The 15,825-nt window shown below is 66.8% G+C and carries 15 protein-coding genes; 8 read left to right on the top strand and 7 right to left on the bottom strand.

The genetic code is table 11. The annotated features are described in order from the left end of the window. Nucleotides 1-2,059 (bottom strand): glutamate synthase central domain-containing protein (locus tag WAW85_RS01850; RefSeq protein ID WP_422557960.1); only part of this gene is annotated, 2,059 nt, incomplete at its 3' end. A gap of 230 nt (nt 2,060-2,289) precedes the next feature. Between WAW85_RS01850 and WAW85_RS01845 the strand changes: the two genes are divergently transcribed. Beyond that, a complete protein-coding gene (locus WAW85_RS01845) occupies nt 2,290-3,291 on the top strand; it encodes an alpha/beta hydrolase (protein ID WP_422557959.1) in 1,002 nt (333 codons plus the stop codon). Nucleotides 3,292-3,306: 15 nt separating this feature from the next. On the opposite strand, the gene WAW85_RS01840 is transcribed toward WAW85_RS01845, so the two are convergent. From WAW85_RS01840 to WAW85_RS01830, 3 genes are all read right to left on the bottom strand, one after another. Continuing rightward, nucleotides 3,307-3,939, bottom strand: a complete 633-nt coding sequence (locus tag WAW85_RS01840; protein WP_422557958.1) for a TetR/AcrR family transcriptional regulator — start codon at nt 3,937-3,939, stop codon at nt 3,307-3,309. Then, on the bottom strand, nt 3,926-5,200 hold the full coding sequence (locus WAW85_RS01835; protein WP_422557957.1) for an acyl-CoA dehydrogenase family protein: 1,275 nt from the start codon (nt 5,198-5,200) through the stop codon (nt 3,926-3,928). The genes WAW85_RS01840 and WAW85_RS01835 overlap by 14 nt, the downstream gene beginning before the upstream one ends. 69 nt (nt 5,201-5,269) lie before the next feature. Further along, a complete protein-coding gene (locus WAW85_RS01830; RefSeq protein WP_422557956.1) occupies nt 5,270-6,103 on the bottom strand; it encodes an SDR family oxidoreductase in 834 nt (277 codons plus the stop codon). A 162-nt stretch (nt 6,104-6,265) separates the two neighbouring features. Here WAW85_RS01830 and WAW85_RS01825 point away from each other — a divergent pair, with 162 nt between their 5' ends. The 4 genes from WAW85_RS01825 to WAW85_RS01810 all read left to right on the top strand — a co-directional run bounded on the left by WAW85_RS01825 (nt 6,266) and on the right by WAW85_RS01810 (nt 9,839). Further along, nucleotides 6,266-6,853 (top strand): DUF937 domain-containing protein, encoded by a 588-nt coding sequence (locus tag WAW85_RS01825; RefSeq protein ID WP_422557955.1) that lies wholly within the window; start codon nt 6,266-6,268, stop codon nt 6,851-6,853. 61 nt (nt 6,854-6,914) lie between these two features. Continuing rightward, a complete protein-coding gene (locus WAW85_RS01820) occupies nt 6,915-8,741 on the top strand; it encodes a DUF2207 domain-containing protein (protein ID WP_422557954.1) in 1,827 nt (608 codons plus the stop codon). A gap of 99 nt (nt 8,742-8,840) precedes the next feature. Then, entirely contained in the window at nt 8,841-9,410 is a 570-nt protein-coding gene (locus tag WAW85_RS01815; RefSeq protein ID WP_422557953.1) for a LemA family protein, read from the top strand. Nucleotides 9,411-9,428: 18 nt separating this feature from the next. After that, complete coding sequence (locus WAW85_RS01810; protein ID WP_422557952.1) at nt 9,429-9,839, top strand: YccF domain-containing protein; 411 nt, start codon at nt 9,429-9,431, stop codon at nt 9,837-9,839. A gap of 12 nt (nt 9,840-9,851) precedes the next feature. Here the strand turns inward: WAW85_RS01810 and WAW85_RS01805 are convergent, their stop codons facing one another. The 3 genes from WAW85_RS01805 to WAW85_RS01795 all read right to left on the bottom strand — a co-directional run bounded on the left by WAW85_RS01805 (nt 9,852) and on the right by WAW85_RS01795 (nt 12,001). Further along, nucleotides 9,852-10,100, bottom strand: coding sequence for a hypothetical protein (locus WAW85_RS01805; RefSeq protein ID WP_422557951.1), 249 nt, complete (start codon nt 10,098-10,100; stop codon nt 9,852-9,854). A 101-nt stretch (nt 10,101-10,201) separates the two neighbouring features. Next, nucleotides 10,202-10,747 carry a Rho termination factor N-terminal domain-containing protein gene (locus tag WAW85_RS01800; RefSeq protein WP_422557950.1) on the bottom strand — a complete coding sequence of 182 codons (546 nt, stop codon included), beginning with the start codon at nt 10,745-10,747 and terminating at the stop codon, nt 10,202-10,204. 93 nt (nt 10,748-10,840) lie between these two features. Next, nucleotides 10,841-12,001, bottom strand: coding sequence for an N-acetylglucosamine-6-phosphate deacetylase (locus tag WAW85_RS01795; protein ID WP_422557949.1), 1,161 nt, complete (start codon nt 11,999-12,001; stop codon nt 10,841-10,843). A 132-nt stretch (nt 12,002-12,133) separates the two neighbouring features. Between WAW85_RS01795 and WAW85_RS01790 the strand changes: the two genes are divergently transcribed. The 3 genes from WAW85_RS01790 (at nt 12,134) to gdhA (ending at nt 15,805) form a co-directional block, all read left to right on the top strand. Next, nucleotides 12,134-13,786 carry a DUF6777 domain-containing protein gene (locus tag WAW85_RS01790; protein WP_422557948.1) on the top strand — a complete coding sequence of 551 codons (1,653 nt, stop codon included), beginning with the start codon at nt 12,134-12,136 and terminating at the stop codon, nt 13,784-13,786. Between the two features lie 172 nt (nt 13,787-13,958). After that, nucleotides 13,959-14,300 (top strand): DUF2812 domain-containing protein, encoded by a 342-nt coding sequence (locus WAW85_RS01785; protein WP_422557947.1) that lies wholly within the window; start codon nt 13,959-13,961, stop codon nt 14,298-14,300. Nucleotides 14,301-14,461: 161 nt separating this feature from the next. Further along, entirely contained in the window at nt 14,462-15,805 is a 1,344-nt protein-coding gene (gdhA, locus tag WAW85_RS01780) for an NADP-specific glutamate dehydrogenase (RefSeq protein ID WP_422557946.1), read from the top strand. The last annotated feature ends 20 nt before the right edge of the window (nt 15,806-15,825 follow it).

Raw genomic sequence — 15,825 nt, 5'->3', positions numbered from 1 at the left:
GTGCCATGTGGTGCACCTCGCGGGCGTCACCGGCCTCCACCACGATGCCGGCGCGTGTCCGCGTCCGCTCACGCACCAGGTGGTGGTGCACGGCCGAGGTCAGCAACAGCGATGGAATCGGTGCCATGCTCTCGTCCGACTCGCGGTCCGACAGCACGATGATGCGCGCGCCGTCGGCGATGGCTGCCGAGACTCGGTCCCGGACGTCGTCCAGCGCCCGTCGCAGACCGGCGCCACCCTCGGCCACCGGGTAGTGCCCGTAGATCTGTGCCGACGGGAAGCCGGTGGCGGCGCCGTCGATGTCGACGAGCTTGGCCAGATCATCGTTGTCGATGATCGGCTGACTCAGCACGATCTGCCGTGCCGACTCCGGCCCCGGGTCGAGCAAGTCGCGCTCGCCGCCGAGCCGATGCCCGATCGAGGTGACGATCTCCTCGCGCAGGGCATCCAGCGGCGGGTTGGTGACCTGAGCGAACAACTGCTGGAAGTAGTCGAACAGCATCCGCGGCCGGGCCGAGAGCACGGCGATCGGCGTATCGGTGCCCATCGAACCGATCGCCTCGGCGCCCTGCGCGGCCATCGGAGCGATCAGCAGTCGCAAATCCTCGTTGGTGTAGCCGAACAGTTGCTGCCGGTGGGTGACCCGGTCGTGATTCATGTGGACGTGCGGCCGCGCCGGTAGATCTGCCAGCTTCAACTGGTTCTCGTCGAGCCACTGCTGGTACGGATGCTCGGCGGCGAGCGAGTCTTTGATCTCCTCGTCGGCGACGATCCGGCCCTGCGCGGTGTCGACCAGGAACATCTTGCCCGGCTGCAGCCGCAGGCGGGCGACGACGTCGGCAGGGTCGATGTCGAGTACGCCGACCTCGCTGCCGAGCACGACGAGGCCATCCTTGGTCACCCAGATCCGCGACGGACGCAGGCCGTTGCGGTCGAGCACGGCGCCGACCAGGGTGCCGTCGGTGAAGCACACCGACGCCGGTCCGTCCCAGGCCTCCATGAGGGCCGAGTGGTACTCGTAGAACGCCCGGTGCTCGGGTTTCATGTTCTCGTGCCGCTCCCACGCCTCGGGCACCATCATCAGGACGGCGTGCGGCAGGCTGCGGCCACCGAGGTGCAGCAGCTCAAGCACTTCATCGAAGCGCGCCGTGTCCGACGCGCCGGGCGTGCAGATCGGGAAGATTTTGTCGGCGGCGTTCTCGCCGAACGATCCGGTATGGATCAGGGCCTCGCGGGCCCGCATCCAGTTCTCGTTGCCGGTGACGGTGTTGATTTCACCGTTGTGGGCGACGCGCCGGAAGGGATGGGCCAGCGGCCACGACGGGAAGGTGTTGGTGGAGAAGCGCGAGTGCACCAGACCCAGTGCGCTCTCCATCCGATCGTCCTGCAAGTCGAGGTAGAAATCACGCAGCTGCGGCGTGGTCAGCATGCCCTTGTAGACGATGGTCTGGCCGGACAGGCTCGGGAAGTACACGGTGTCGCGGCCCGGGCCGTCCTGTCCGGCGCCCTTCTCGCCGAGCTCGTACTGCACGCGCTTGCGCACCACGTAGGCACGACGCTCCAAATCCATTACCGCGTCGCTGTCCGCATTGCGCCCGCTCGCGGCGCGCGTGAAGAACACCTGGCGCATAGTCGGCATGGCATCGCGGGCGAGTGCGCCCAGCGACGACTCGTCGACCGGCACCTCGCGCCAGCCGAGCAACGTCAGGCCCTCGGCGTCGATGATCTTCTCCACCCCGGCGATCGCCTCGGCGACCTCGCCCTGCGCCTGCGGGAGGAAGGCGATACCGGTGGCGTACTCGCCCATCGGCGGAAGCTCGAAGTCAATAACGGCGCGCAGGAACTTGTCCGGGACCTGAATCATGATGCCCGCACCGTCGCCGGTATTCGGCTCGGCGCCAGCGGCACCTCGGTGCTCCAGGTTCACCAGCGCGGTGATCGCCTTCTCGACGATGTCGCGGCTGCGACGGCCGTGCATGTCGACGACAAAGGCGACGCCGCACGCGTCGTGTTCGTTGATCGGATCGTAGAGGCCGACGGGCCCCGGCAAGTGCATCATGGATCTGCCTACTCCGTACGCCACGCTGCGCACTGTTACGTACTGGAGAAGTCCCGGGTACTCGGTGCGAGTGCGCCGCCGGGGAGATCAGCTTCGTTGCTGGCCCGCTCGGATAAGTCCGAGCGCAGTGCCCTTAATTCTGCCACGTCGCCGCCCGCAACGGCAAAACTCTTCGGTAGCACCGGCGAAACACCCCCGTAATGAGGCAATCGCGCCGTAGCGTCTCATTCATGAGCGAGACAGAGGTTTCCCCAGGACCGTCGGCACTCGGGTCCCCGCAAGCACGGGCCCTGAGCGCCTCGGCGTGGCAGAGCGTCCGCCCGGCGATGGGTCTGGTCAGCCGCGTTCCAGTGGGCGGCCCACTGGCCTTGCAGGTGGCCAAACCGGTATTGAATGCGTCCCTCGCCGCGCTGAGTCCGGCCCCGAAGGGGACCCGCGTCAGCACCGTCAAGACCCGTTTCGCTGGCGGCCAGGTGCGTGGCGACTGGATCCACGAGGCCGCCCGCCACGGCGGCTCGATCCCGAGTCCGGACTCCGGCCGCAGCATTCTCTATTACTTGCACGGCAGCGGGTATCTGATCTGTTCGCCGCGCACCCATCGCGGACTGGTGGCGCGGCTGGTCCGCCGCTCCGGTATCGGCGCATTTAGTCTCGACTACCGCCTCGGGCCACGCCATCGATTCCCGGCAGGCGGCGACGACGCGATCCGCGGCTACCGGTGGTTGCTCCATCGCGGATTCGCGCCCGAGCAGATCATCGTCGCCGGCGATTCGGCTGGCGGCCACCTGGCGCAAGATCTGCTGGCCGCCAATCATCGAGACGGCGTCGGCCAGCCGCGCGCCATGTATCTGATCTCCCCGCTCTACGACCCGTCGTTCGAGATGGCGTGCGCCCTGGAACGGTCCGGTGTCCGCGATCCGTACATCGACGCCGCCGGCGCGCGCAGAATGCTGCGGATGTACACCGGCGATGCCGACCGCGATCACCCGCGCATGCGCGTCCAGCTCACCCCGGACATGAATCTACCGCCCACCCTCATCCAGTACGGCGACCGCGAAGTGATGGCCGACGACGCCCGCGCCATCCACGCCAACATCCTCGCCGCGGGCGGAACCTCCACCATTGCGCCGTGGCGCAACCAGGGCCACGTATTCCAGATGTTCCCCTACTTCACGCCCGACTCGCGCAAAGCACTCCGCGACGCCAAAGACTTCCTCGGGCGACACCTCTGAACGGCGCCGACCCGACTACGTGGATCGGGCGGTCAGCTTGATCGCATTGGCCCACAGCCTCGTTGCCGTATCGACGAGCCCGTCCATATCCGGGTCATCACCCAGCGCGAAGGCGTTGTACGCCATCCGGGAAACCATGCCCGACAACGCTCGCGCGGCACGCCCCGCGTCGATTCCGGAGTCGGCGCGACCGTCCTGCTGCAATCGCTCGATCTGCCGCGCATTCCGCTCGGAGAAGTCCCGGCTTCGGGCACGGCGCTTGTCTCGGAACTCGGGGCTGATCCCCGACACCTGTTCGAGCACAAGACGAAGCTTTGCGTTGCGCCGGTACGCCTCGAAATAGGCCCGATTGGCCGCCGCCAGCACCGCGACCGGGTCGTCGGTGGCCTGTACGTGTGGGAATCCCGGGTGGAGCATGTCCTCGTGGGCCTTCTCGAAGACCGCGTCGAGGATCTCCTCCTTGCTCTGGAAGTAGGTGTAGAAGGTGCCGGTCGAGCAGTCGGCCGCGGCGGTGATATCGGTCAGCCGAGAGTCTTGGAAACCGTCGCGTTCGAACACCCGGCGCGCCGCATCGATCAGCGCGGCGCGCGTGCGCTCCCCGCGGGGGGTGAGCGTCTTCTTCGCGACGGCCAACTCAGTACCGCGCACTCAGCACATCGTCGGATACACCCGCGACGGTCTCGGTCACGGTCGCGGCATCGCGGTACGGTCGCAGCTCCCGCCGGGCGATCGCCCGCTTGTGCACCTCATCGGGTCCGTCGGCCAGGCGCAGCGTCCGAATGTGCGCGTAGGCCATGGCCAGCGGGAAGTCGTCGGTCACTCCGGCGCCGCCGTGCACCTGAATCGCCCGGTCGATGACCTTGAGGGCCATGGTGGGCGCAGCCACCTTGATGGCCGCGATCTCGGTCGCCGCCGCCTTATTGCCCACGGTGTCCATCATGTGGGCAGCCTTGAGCGTCAGCAGGCGGACCATCTCGATCTCGATCCGCGCTTCGGCGATCCAGTCCTGGATATTGGCTCGGTCGGCGAGCGGCGCGCCGAAGGTTTCGCGTCGGGTCGCCCGGGCGCACATCAACTCCAGCGCACGCTCGGCCATACCGATGATCCGCATGCAATGGTGGATGCGTCCCGGGCCGAGGCGGGCCTGCGCGATGGCGAATCCCTCGCCCTCGCCCTTGAGTACGTCGGCCGCCGAAACTCGAACATTCTCGAAGAGGAGTTCGCCGTGACTTTCCCGATCGACGTAGCCGAAGACCGGCAGATTCCGCACGATCGTGAGCCCCGGAGCATCGCTGGGCACCACCATCATCGATTGCTGCCGATGCGTCGCGGCCGCCGGATCGGTCTTGCCCATGACGATCAGCACGGTGCAGTCGGGCCGGACCGCGTTGGAGGCGAACCACTTGCGGCCGTTGAGAACGTACTCGTCGCCGTCGCGCTCCATCCGTAGTTCGATATTCGTCGCATCGGAGCTGGCGACGGCCGGTTCGGTCATCGCGAACGCCGAGGCGATCTCACCGTCGAGCAGCGGCTTGAGGTAACGCTCCTTGTGCTCGTCGGTGCCGAAGAGGGTCAGCACTTCCATATTCCCGGTGTCGGGCGCATTGCAGTTGAACACCTCCGAGGCCCACACCACCGCGCCCATGATCTCCGCAAGATGGGCATACTCCAGATTGCTCAGTCCCGGGCCCCAGTCCGCATGCGGATGGAACAGATTCCACAGGCCTGCCGCCTTCGCCTCCGCCTTGAGCTCGCGGAGGATCTGCGGGGTGGCGTGCGGGTTCGCCGATTCGCGCATCTGCTGTTCGTACACTGCTTCGTTCGGGTAGATCCGGGCGTCCATGAACTCCAGGAGCCGTTGGCGGTACTCCTGCGCGCGGGCGGACGGTTCGAACAAGGTGTCGGTCATCTGTTTCTCCTGCCGGGGATGCTGCGGGGTCGGGATGGGTCGCGAGGTCTGGCTGAGTCGGGCGGCGGGCTAAGCCGGAGCTGCGGGCTCGGTGCCGCCGAGCCGCTGCGCAAATCGCCGCATCCCGCCCAGCCAGCGCTCGTAGTCACTGGCTTTCTGCCGATACATGTCCAGTACTTGCGGGTGCGGAAGGATCAGGAACCGTTCGTCCTCGATTCCGGCCATCACCTGAACGGCGACCTGCTCCGGTGTCAGCACCTCGCCGGCGGCCTCGACCGCCCGCTGCATCAGTCGCGCGCCCGCGTCGTCGTCAGGCATCGTCGGGCGCAGTAGCTGGGTGTCCACACCCATCGGGCACAGGCAGCTGACCCGCACCCCTTGGTCGCCGTAGGTCACGTTGAGCCACTCGGCGAAGCCGACGGCGGCATGCTTGGTGACCGAATACGTGGCCGAGCCGAGCTGGGTCAGCAGTCCGGCCGCTGAGGCGGTGGAAACGAAGTAACCCTCCCCGCGGGCGATCCAATCGGGGACGAGCCGACGCGCGGCACGGGTATGGGCAAGCAGATTGACGTCCAGCACGGCGTCCCACTGCTCATCGGTGGCCGCCAGGCCTGGAGCGCCAGCGATACCGGCGTTGGCGAAGTACAGACTGACCGGGCCGAACCGTTCCTCGGCGAGCGCGACTGCCGCGTCGATGTGGTCGGGATCGGCCGCATTCCCGGCCAGTCCCGCGGCGGAATCAGGCCCTCGCCTATTCAGAGCCGCAGTCGCACCGGCGACCTTCCATTCGTCGAGGTCGGTGATCACCACTCGCGCTCCCCGGTCGAGGAGAGCACTCGCCATCGCGGCGCCAATCCCGGCGGCACCTCCGGTGACGATTGCGGTGTGTCCGTCAACCTGCATGTCCGCCAACCCTCCACTCGAGTTCTTCCGCTTCCGGCCGAGCATAGTTGAATTTGGCGTCAAGTTCAGTTTTTTGCTGAGCTAACCGTGCCCTTCCGGCGGCGCTCACATGGCAGAATCGACCTCGCCGTGGCGAGCGCCACCGACGAAGGGGTACTAACCATGTCCGATCTCAACGAGCTCCTCAATCGCCTCCCGGTGGACCAATTGGCCGCGCAGACCGGGGCAAGCCCCGAAGACGTTCGCGCTGCCGCTGAACAGGTGCTCCCGACGCTGGTGGCCGGACTCGCCGCCCAAACTGGTGACACAACTTCCACCCAGAAACTCGTCGGGGCCTTAGAACAGCACGACAACGGGCTAGCCGAGGGCGAGATCACCCTCGATGCCGTCGACGTTGCCGACGGCAACAAGATCGTCGGCAAGCTCTTCGGCGACAAGGCCGATGACGTCGCGCTCGGTGTCTCCGGTGCGGTCCCGGCCGCAGCAGTCGACCAGGGTCTGGTGAAGAAGCTGCTGCCGATGCTCGCACCGATCGTGCTCAGCTACGTGATGTCACAGATGGGCAAGAAGGGCGGCGCAGCGGGGCAGAGCAGCGGTGGCCTCGGCGACCTGCTCGGCGGAATCCTCGGCGGCGGGGGCGGCGCCAAGAGCGGTGGCCTCGGCGATGTGCTGGGGAGCGTCCTCGGCGGGGGCAAAGGCGGCAACAATCCGCTCGGCGGCATCCTCGGCGGAATCCTCGGCGGCAAGTAACTCGTCGCCTCTCATCTCCGGCCACCCCATGCGGCTCCCCTGAGGTTTAGAATCGGATTCCATGAAGCGCGTCCTGATGTCGCTGGCAGTGCTGGTCGTGACCTTGATCGGGATCTTTCTCCCACTGATCACGACGGCGTCGTCGGGCGGCTCGGTCGGTGCAGATCCGGTGACCATCACCGACTACCACGCTGACATCACCGTCGGCCGGGACGGCTCGCTGGCCGCCACCGAGACGGTGGTCGCGGAGTTTCCGTACGGCCGGCACGGCATCTTCCGGTACTGGGATCTGACGGACACCAGCAACCGGGGGGTTCGCTATACGCCGCGGGACATCAGCATCACTATGGATGGCAGTTCGGTGCCCTTCGAGTTGTCTTGGGAACAAGGTGAGCGCTTCCGCGTCGCCAAGATCGGCGATGCGGGCTACTACGTGACCCCGGGCGTACACACGTACGTGCTCAAATACCGAGTGACCGGCGTGCTGGCTCCCGGATCGAGCCCGGTGAACCGCGGGGACACCTCCAGCTGGGGCACCGATGCGACCTCTCGCATGCTCTGGCGGGTGGTGGCCGACGGTTGGCAGATGTCGATGAATAAGACCGAGAGCACTATTCGGCTGCCGGAACCGCCACTCTCATTCACCTGCGCCACCAACCGCGGCATCGACTGCGAGATCAGCGCACCCGACGCCACCACCCGCATCGTCCGCACCGGCGAGCTACCACCGATGACCGGCGTCGCCGTCCGCGCCGAACTGCCGTTCCCGGCACCGGACCGTTCAGTTTTGCCCTGGTCGCTCCGATTCGACCCGATCCTCGGGCGGTCAATCATCGGCCTGGTCTTCGCCTTAGTAGTCTCCCTGATCACTTTCGGTCTCGGCCTCTGGTGGGCACTGCGGAGCCGAGAAACCGCGCCGCTACGACCGGTGATGTATTCGCCGCCCGACGACCCGCTCACGTCCGGCGGACGCCTCGGCCCCGCGCAGACTTTCTACGTCGCCAATGAGGCGATGCCGCGGCGCGCACTCATCGCCACGCTGTTCCACCTTGCCGAGATCGGCGCCGTCCGGCTGGAACGGCACGGCGGCGATTGGACCGTTCACTCCACCGTGAGCCAGGAAGTGGAAGCCAAACTCGACCCGGCCGACCGCGCGCTGCTCGCCTCGCTCGGTCTGAACACCAACGGTTCGACGTTCGCGGCCGACGGTTCAGTGAGCGCAGGCCAGCAGCTGCATTCGGCGCAGAGCTCGGTCGACGGCGCGGTCCGCGGCTGGGGTGCCAGCAGCGGCACCATCGTGCACAGTAACTCCGAGAACCTCGGTCGCATGCTGATTGTTCTCTCGCTGGTCGGCGCTGCCGCCCTGCTGATCTTTGGCGTGCTGCCTGCGACGATCTGGGCGCTCCCGCTGGCCGCGTTCGCCATCGGCGGCGCTGGCCTGTGGTCATCGGGCGTCGGCACCCGGCGCACCCGCCTGGGCCGCGAAGTCTGGTCGCGGGCAGCCGGCTTCGAGCGCCTGCTATCCACACGGTCCAACACCGAACGTTTGGACTTCAGTGCCCGCAAAGAGATATTCACCGACTACATCCCGTACGCGATCGCCTTCGACTGCGCGGATGCCTGGGCCGATAAGTACCGGTACGCCACCGGCCAGGAGCCGCCCGAGCCGCTGTGGTTCGGCGGCGGTTTCTACGCCCACGGAGGACTCGGTGGAGCTGGCGGCTTCGGCGGCTCGTCGTTCGACAGCTTCGAGTCGAGCCTGTCCTCGTCGCTCTCGGCCTACACCGCTTCGCAGAGTGCCTCGTCCAGCAGCGGCGGAAGCTTCGGCGGCGGTGGCGGCGGTTTCGGCGGAGGTGGCGGTGGCGGCGGTGGCGGCGGCTCCTGGTAGCGGCGGCTCCGGAAATCGGCGGCTCCGGCGTAGATCCCTCGTCCGCGTTGCACCCACCCGCATAATGACAGTCAAGATCCCAACTAGAAAGGGAATCCCATGGGTACCGTAATTCTCGTCATCGTCATCGTGGTGGTGGTCGTTGGTCTGGTGTTGTTCGGCTTCACCGGCTTCAACAAGCTCCGCAAGGCCGACATCACCTGCGAGGAAGCCATGGGCGGGATTGATGTTCAGCTGACTCGGCGCGCTGATCTGATCCCGAACCTGGTGAATACCGTGAAGGGCTACGCCGCGCATGAGTCTGGCGTGCTCGAAGCCGTGACCGCGGCTCGCTCCGGTCTGCAACAGGCCGCCCACGGCACCGATGTGGGCGCCAAGGCCGCTGCCGAAGCACAGATGAGCGGCGCGCTGGGTCGGCTGTTTGCGGTCGCCGAGAACTACCCGCAGCTGCAGGCCGCGCCGAACTTCATGGCGCTGCAGACCGAATTGGCCGAGACCGAGAACAAACTGTCGTTTGCCCGGCAGTACTACAACGACGCCGTCTCCCGGCTCAACCAGCTGGTCAAGACCCTGCCGTGGATGTTCTTCGCGCCGATGTCCGGCGTCAAAGTCCGCGAGTTCTACCAGGCACCGGCCGGACACATCGAGGTCCCCAATGTGCAATTCTGACTGCGGCATAGTGGACTGATGAAGACAATTCTGAACATCCTGTGGCTGGTGCTGTGCGGTCTCTGGATGGCTATCGGCTATGCCGTCGCGGGCGTCATCTGCTTTATCCTCATCATCACCATCCCGTTCGGGATCGCGTCGTTCCGCATGGCCAACTACGCGCTCTGGCCGTTCGGGCGGACCATCATCCGGTCCCCGGGAAGCGGCACGCCGTCGATGCTCGGCAACATCATCTGGCTGATCGTCGCCGGTATCTGGCTGGCGATCGGGCACATCACGACCGGTCTGGCACTGTGCGTGACAATCATCGGCATTCCACTCGGCATTGCGAGCTTCAAGATGGTTCCGGTGTCACTGTTACCGCTGGGCGCCCAGATCGTCGCGACTGACGATCCGCGCGCTGCCCCAGCCAGCCCGGCGATGCAGTAGGGCCCCGGCGGATTACTCTTCCCAGCGCTCGGAGCTCGACGGATAGCGCACCCGCAGCACGCTATACAGGTAGGTGCTCACGCCCAGGAGAAGCAGTGAGCCGAGCGCCCACCAGAGCCAGCCGTTCAGCAGGGAGTAGCGCACGGCGAAAACCAGCCAGCAGAGCGTGAAGACCACGCAGCCGATGGTGGCCAGCAGCCGGCCCACCAACACGACGGTTGCCAGCATCGACCAGATCGTCTCGCGCACCGGCTTCATCATCGCTTCAGAATATCGCGCCGAGACGACCCGCCTAAATCATCTAACGGTGGTCTTGACCAGACGCCCCGCGGCGCCGGTGCAAGGTGAGCCCCAAACCGCAATCAACGCAGGGCCGCAATCAATTCGGCCTTCTTCATCGTCGAGTAACCCTTGATGCCCTTGGCCTTGGCCTCAGCGCGCAACTCGGCGACCGACTTGCCCTTCGGCGCGGCGGCCTTCTTGACCGCGGCGGGCTTCGCGGCAGCCGGCTTAGCGGCAGCAGGCTTGGCAGCGGCAGGCTTACCGGCAGCAGGCTTCGCAGCGGGCTTCACGGCAGCGGGCTTAGCGGCAGGCTTGGCAGCAGCAGCAGGCTTGGCAGCAGCAGGCTTGGCAGCAGCGGGCTTCCTGGCCGGAGCAGCGGCAGGCTTTGCCGCCGCAACAGCAGCGGGTTTCGCCGGGGCGGGTTTCGCCGGGGCGGGTTTCGCTGGGGCGGGTTTCGCTGGGGCCTTGGGCGCCTCTTTACCCCCGGTCAGCGAATCACGCAGAGCCAGCACCTCGTCGGTGAGCCGGCTGACCTCTTTACGTAGTCGCTTGATCATCTTGTTCACGTTGTTGTCCGTAGCCACGGCTGGCCCCTCTCGGCGTAGTTCAGTCTCATCGGTCGTCATTCGACGTCGGCGGCCGGTGTTCGACCAGCTCCATTGTGACCCGGTGTACCGCGATTGCGTCGCAGCAACCCGCCTCCCCGCCCGACTAGTCCATCAGAATTCGCGCACGCGGTAGACGTCCACGACATCGAAATCGGCGTTCACCACAACGAAATCGGCGCGACGCCCCCGCTCCAAGACCCCAATGTCGTCGCGACCCAAGACACGCGCTTGATTGCCGGACGTCATCTTGGTGAGGCCCACAAGCACGTCGTCGGGCAGCCCTCCGACCGCAGCGGAGAAGCTGTGGGCCGCCCGGCGGAAGAGTAGTTCCATAGTCGCGGTGCTCCCGGCAATCGCTCCGGTCGCGCGCACCCGGGCCACCCCGTCAACGACGTCAACGTCCAGCTCCCCCAAGCGGTAGGCGCCGTCACTCATGCCGGCCGCCACCATCGCATCGGTGACCAGCGCGACACGGTCGAAGCCGAGCGAACGCTCAGCGTCGAGCACCAGCGCCGGGTGCAGGTGCACGCCGTCGCCGATCAACTCGATCAGCACCCGGGGGTCTTCGGTAAGCGCCAGCACCGGACCCGGTTCACGGTGTCCCAGCGGGGCCATCGCATTGAACAAGTGGGTGGCCACGCGAGCGCCGCGGTCGATGGCTTCGCGCGCCTGGGCGTAGGTGGCCTCGGTGTGGCCGACGGCCACCAAGACCCCGGCCTGCGCGAAGCGGCTGACCGCCGCCATCCCGCCGGGCAGTTCCGGCGCCAGCGTCACCATCGCGATCGTGCCGCGCCCGGCGGTCAACACCCGGTCGATCTCGGCGAGATCCGGACTGCGCAGCGCCTGCGGGTCGTGGGCACCGCAGCGCTGCTGGCTGATCCACGGACCCTCCAGATGAATGCCCGCGCTGATCCCGGCCTCGACCAGCGGCGCCAGCCGTTCGACGATCTCGATGAGCGCCTCGGGGGTCGCGCTGACGGTGCTGGTCATGGTGGTGGTGGTGCCGTGCGCGAGATGGAACTCGGCGGCCCGGCGCACCTCATCGGCGATACCGTCGGTGTACGACGCGCCACCCCCGCCGTGTACGTGCAGGTCCACGAAGCCGGGCAGCACGGTGCCGTCGTAGTCGAGCCGCGGCAGATTGAGAACCGGCCCGGGACCGCTCCCGAGGTCCAGGACCCGGCCACCACCGACCCGCATCCAGCCCGGCCGCAGCACCTCGTCGCCCGCAACGATCGCCGCAGCCGTGACCAGGATCTCCTCGGCACTCATCACCGCAGCGTATGACCCCCCGAAGCATGCGTCCACCAAACGAATGAATCTCGGGGCGAAGTGTCACTTTCCGCGCCATCGTGGCGATATACGGGTCGATTGCCGTTTCTATAACGCGAAGAGAGTTCCGCTATGACCTATCCCCCTCACGGCGGGTTCGGATATCCGCCGCCTGCCCCGGACCCCGCCACTGTCGCGATGGCCGGTGTACAGCAACGCAACCGCCGCCGCATGACCTTTCTGTTGACGGCGATCGTCGCCGTGCTGGCGCTGGTGCTGGCCCTGCTCGCCAATCAGGTGTTCTTCAACAAAACCGGAAAGTCGCTGATTCCGGGACTGACACTGCGGGCCGCGAACGATCCGGGGCCCGATCCGTTCACCACCCCGGTGACGCTGGTGAATCGGACGCAGGCGCAGCCAGTGCAGGTCTCGTCCGCGCCGGGGATGGGCGTCCAGCAGGTTAACGGGACCGAGCCGGGCTTCTACGGCACCTACGGCACAGCGGCCTGCGACACCGCGTCGCTGGGCAATCAGCTGGCCGCCAGCCCGGCCGCCGCCCATGCTTGGGCGAGTGTGCAGGGCATCCGTCCGTCCGACATTCCGTGGTACCTCAACTCACTGACCCCGGTGGTGCTGACCGCGGACACCTGGGTCACCAACCACTCGTTCCGGGGCGGCCAGGCGCACCCGTTCCAGGCGGTGCTGCAGGCGGGAACCGCGGTCTACGTGGACGCCGCCGGCGTTCCGCGTGCGGTCTGCTCCTGCGGTAATCCGCTGCGCCCGCCGGCCTCCGCGCCGATCGGCGGCTACCGGGCCTACGGAACGCCGTGGCCCGGCTACCGCGCCGAGACCACCTACCGCGTGGCGTACAACAACACCTACGTCACCAACAACACCACCGTGCAGCAGGCTCCTCCGCAGCAGGCGGCAGCCAACGGATTCCCGACGCTGCAGGTCACCGATCTGCTCGCGGCGATCCCCGCCCTCACCAGTCTTGTTCTTGACGGGACCCTGGACGATCTGCCAGCACCGCCCGCGGGCACCCCCGCCTTCGGTACTGTCGCCTTTGCCACGGCGGCCAATGGCGCGCCGGCGTTCCCCGGTACCGCCGCCGAAGAGAACGGACTGAGCGAGGACTCCACCGAACCCAACGCTGCCGTCCTCGAGCGCAATGTGCAGACCGACGGCGACCCGCTGGCTGTTGTTCCCGGCGACGCCGACGACTCGGCCACCGCAGAGAGCTCGGGAGACGAATCGTCCGCCGCCGCGAACTCGGCAAGCGAATCGTCCGCTGCCGCAGACAGTCCCACCGGCACCCAGTCATCGGCCGCCTCATCGGCGAGCCTCGCACCGACTCAGTTCCTCGGCAGCGGCGACGCGGTGAGCGAACTGTCGTACACCGCCGCCGGCGGACGCGAGGTCACGTGCGAGTTGCCCGCGGCCTTCGATTCGGCCGTCGTCGTCCCGACGAACAGCGACTGCGCCACACTGCGATTCAATCGCGACGATCTCCTGAAATCCGCGATCGACCGCACCGTCGGGGCAAGTAGTGATCGGGTCTGGCGCATCACTCCGGTGGACGCCACCGAACCGATCGTGGTGACCACGGCGCAGTGGCAGACGCTGGCCGCGACGTCGACCACTACCGAACCGTCCACGACGGAATCGACAACGACGCCGACGACGGAGACCTCCGTCCCGAGTTCGACGACAGCAACCACCGAACCGTCAACGAGCACCGCAGAAGTGCCCGGCGAGACCACCGGGGCCGTTCCCTCGGCCTGACGGCATCCGGCGATCACGCGCCCGGCTCCGGTCACCCCATGTGACCGGAGCCGGGCGTTGCGCATCCATTGAGACGTTGATTACATTTCGTCTCAATCTTCTTGCCTTCGGCGAAGTTTCGGAGCGATGGTGGAGATCGAGACACTGCCCGATCCCTTCAGGAGGTCCTCTCATGACAACGACTGCTTGGTTCGCTCCGCTGCGCCACCTGTCCCCCGAGTCCTTCGAGCGGTACCTAGAGATGCAGGCGGTGCAGGGCAAACACCTGGAGGTCTACGACCGCTGGAGCGCCGTCCGCCTGCGCTTTACCGCCGGTGAACCCGCCACCGTGCGCTACGTCGCGGAACGGCGCATCCACCCGGCCCCGAACGACTACTACGCGTTCCGCCAGGACCTCGGCTGGGAGCACACCGGCCGGTTCGGCGATCGCCACCTCTGGCGCAAGGAATACACCGGCGGACGTCCGCAGCGCTTTGTCGGCGGACGTCATTCGCCGGTCCGCGTCCCCGCCTGACCAGGCCGGGACTCCCCTGAGCGGGCCCGGTAACGAGATGCCATTAGCGGGCGATTGTGTCTGCCGTGTATCGCGCCGATAAAGTCTGCAAGTGGAAGATCCGGCCCGTGCCGGATTGGCGAGGGCTGCGCATTGCGACGCAGCGAAGGAGTGATTGATCGATGAGTGAATTCAGCGGGCCCCTCGGTGACGTGTACGACGTGGTAATCCGGCGCAACCCCGGAGAACCGGAGTTCCACCAGGCCGTACAGGAAGTGTTCGAGTCGCTGGCCCCGGTCATCGACCGGCACCCGCAGTACCTCGACGTGCTGACCCGCATGTGCGAGCCGGAACGTCAGATCATCTTCCGCGTGCCGTGGACCGACGACTCGGGCAAGGTGCAGATCAACCGCGGCTTCCGCGTCGAGTTCAACTCGGCCCTGGGCCCGTACAAGGGCGGCCTGCGCTTCCACCCATCGGTGAACCTCTCCATCGTGAAGTTCCTCGGCTTCGAGCAAATCTTCAAGAACTCGCTCACCGGCCTGCCCATCGGCGGCGGTAAGGGTGGCTCGGACTTCGACCCCAAGGGCAAGTCCGACCTGGAGATCATGCGCTTCTGCCAGAGCTTCATGACCGAGCTCTACCGCCATATCGGTGAGTACACCGACGTGCCAGCCGGCGATATCGGCGTCGGTGGCCGCGAAATCGGCTACCTGTTCGGCCAGTACAAGCGCATCACCAACCGCTACGAGTCCGGTGTGCTCACCGGTAAGGGCTTGACCTGGGGCGGCTCACAGGTGCGCCCCGAGGCGACCGGCTACGGCACCGTGTTCTTCGCCTCGGACATGCTCAAAGCCAAGGGTGAGACCTTCGAGGGCAAGAAGGTCCTCGTCTCCGGTTCGGGCAACGTGGCCACCTATGCCATCGAAAAGATCCACCAGCTCGGCGGCACCGTGATCGCCTGCTCGGACTCGTCAGGCTACGTCGTCGACGAGAAGGGCATCGACCTCGAGCTCCTCAAGGAGGTCAAGCAAGTACGACGCGGCCGACTGAGCGAGTACGTCGAACTGCGCGGCAACGGCGCCACCCTGGGCACCGAGGGCAGCCTCTGGCACGTCCCGGCCGATATCGCGCTGCCGTGTGCCACGCAGAACGAGCTCGACGCCGACGATGCGGCCGCGCTGGTCCGCAACGGCTGCCTGGTGGTGGCCGAGGGCGCCAATATGCCTACCACGCCGGACGGCATCAAAATCCTGCAGGCAGCCGGCGTCGGCTTCGCCCCGGGCAAGGCCGCCAACGCCGGTGGTGTGGCCACCTCCGCGCTGGAAATGCAGCAGAACGCCTCACGTGACTCGTGGAGCTTCGAGCACACCGAAGAGCGCTTGCAGTACATCATGAGCGCGCTGCACGACAACTGCCTCGCGACGGCCGACGAGTACGACGCGCCCGGCAACTACATCGTGGGTGCCAACGTCGCCGGCTTCGTCCGCGTCGCCGACGCCATGCTGGCCCTGGGCGTCATCTGACGCACCCTCGCTACGACGAC

The organism is Gordonia sp. (in: high G+C Gram-positive bacteria) (assembly GCF_049299075.1).
Lineage (GTDB): Bacteria > Actinomycetota > Actinomycetes > Mycobacteriales > Mycobacteriaceae > Gordonia.
The sequence above is the reverse complement of the archived record's forward strand: the minus strand, read 5'-3'. Positions and strand labels throughout refer to the sequence as shown.

Bases quoted from the DNA above. Each gene is read 5' to 3' on its own strand.
- WAW85_RS01820 (WP_422557954.1), top strand. From the start codon at position 6,915: ATGAAGCGCGTCCTGATGTCGCTGGCAGTGCTGGTCGTGACCTTGATC.
- WAW85_RS01790 (WP_422557948.1), top strand. From the start codon at position 12,134: ATGACCTATCCCCCTCACGGCGGGTTCGGATATCCGCCGCCTGCCCCG.
- WAW85_RS01805 (WP_422557951.1), bottom strand. From the start codon at position 10,100: ATGATGAAGCCGGTGCGCGAGACGATCTGGTCGATGCTGGCAACCGTC.
- WAW85_RS01815 (WP_422557953.1), top strand. From the start codon at position 8,841: ATGGGTACCGTAATTCTCGTCATCGTCATCGTGGTGGTGGTCGTTGGT.
- WAW85_RS01845 (WP_422557959.1), top strand. From the start codon at position 2,290: ATGAGCGAGACAGAGGTTTCCCCAGGACCGTCGGCACTCGGGTCCCCG.
- WAW85_RS01825 (WP_422557955.1), top strand. From the start codon at position 6,266: ATGTCCGATCTCAACGAGCTCCTCAATCGCCTCCCGGTGGACCAATTG.
- WAW85_RS01830 (WP_422557956.1), bottom strand. From the start codon at position 6,103: ATGCAGGTTGACGGACACACCGCAATCGTCACCGGAGGTGCCGCCGGG.
- WAW85_RS01810 (WP_422557952.1), top strand. From the start codon at position 9,429: ATGAAGACAATTCTGAACATCCTGTGGCTGGTGCTGTGCGGTCTCTGG.
- WAW85_RS01800 (WP_422557950.1), bottom strand. From the start codon at position 10,747: ATGACGACCGATGAGACTGAACTACGCCGAGAGGGGCCAGCCGTGGCT.
- gdhA (WP_422557946.1), top strand. From the start codon at position 14,462: ATGAGTGAATTCAGCGGGCCCCTCGGTGACGTGTACGACGTGGTAATC.
- WAW85_RS01835 (WP_422557957.1), bottom strand. From the start codon at position 5,200: ATGACCGACACCTTGTTCGAACCGTCCGCCCGCGCGCAGGAGTACCGC.
- WAW85_RS01795 (WP_422557949.1), bottom strand. From the start codon at position 12,001: ATGAGTGCCGAGGAGATCCTGGTCACGGCTGCGGCGATCGTTGCGGGC.
- WAW85_RS01785 (WP_422557947.1), top strand. From the start codon at position 13,959: ATGACAACGACTGCTTGGTTCGCTCCGCTGCGCCACCTGTCCCCCGAG.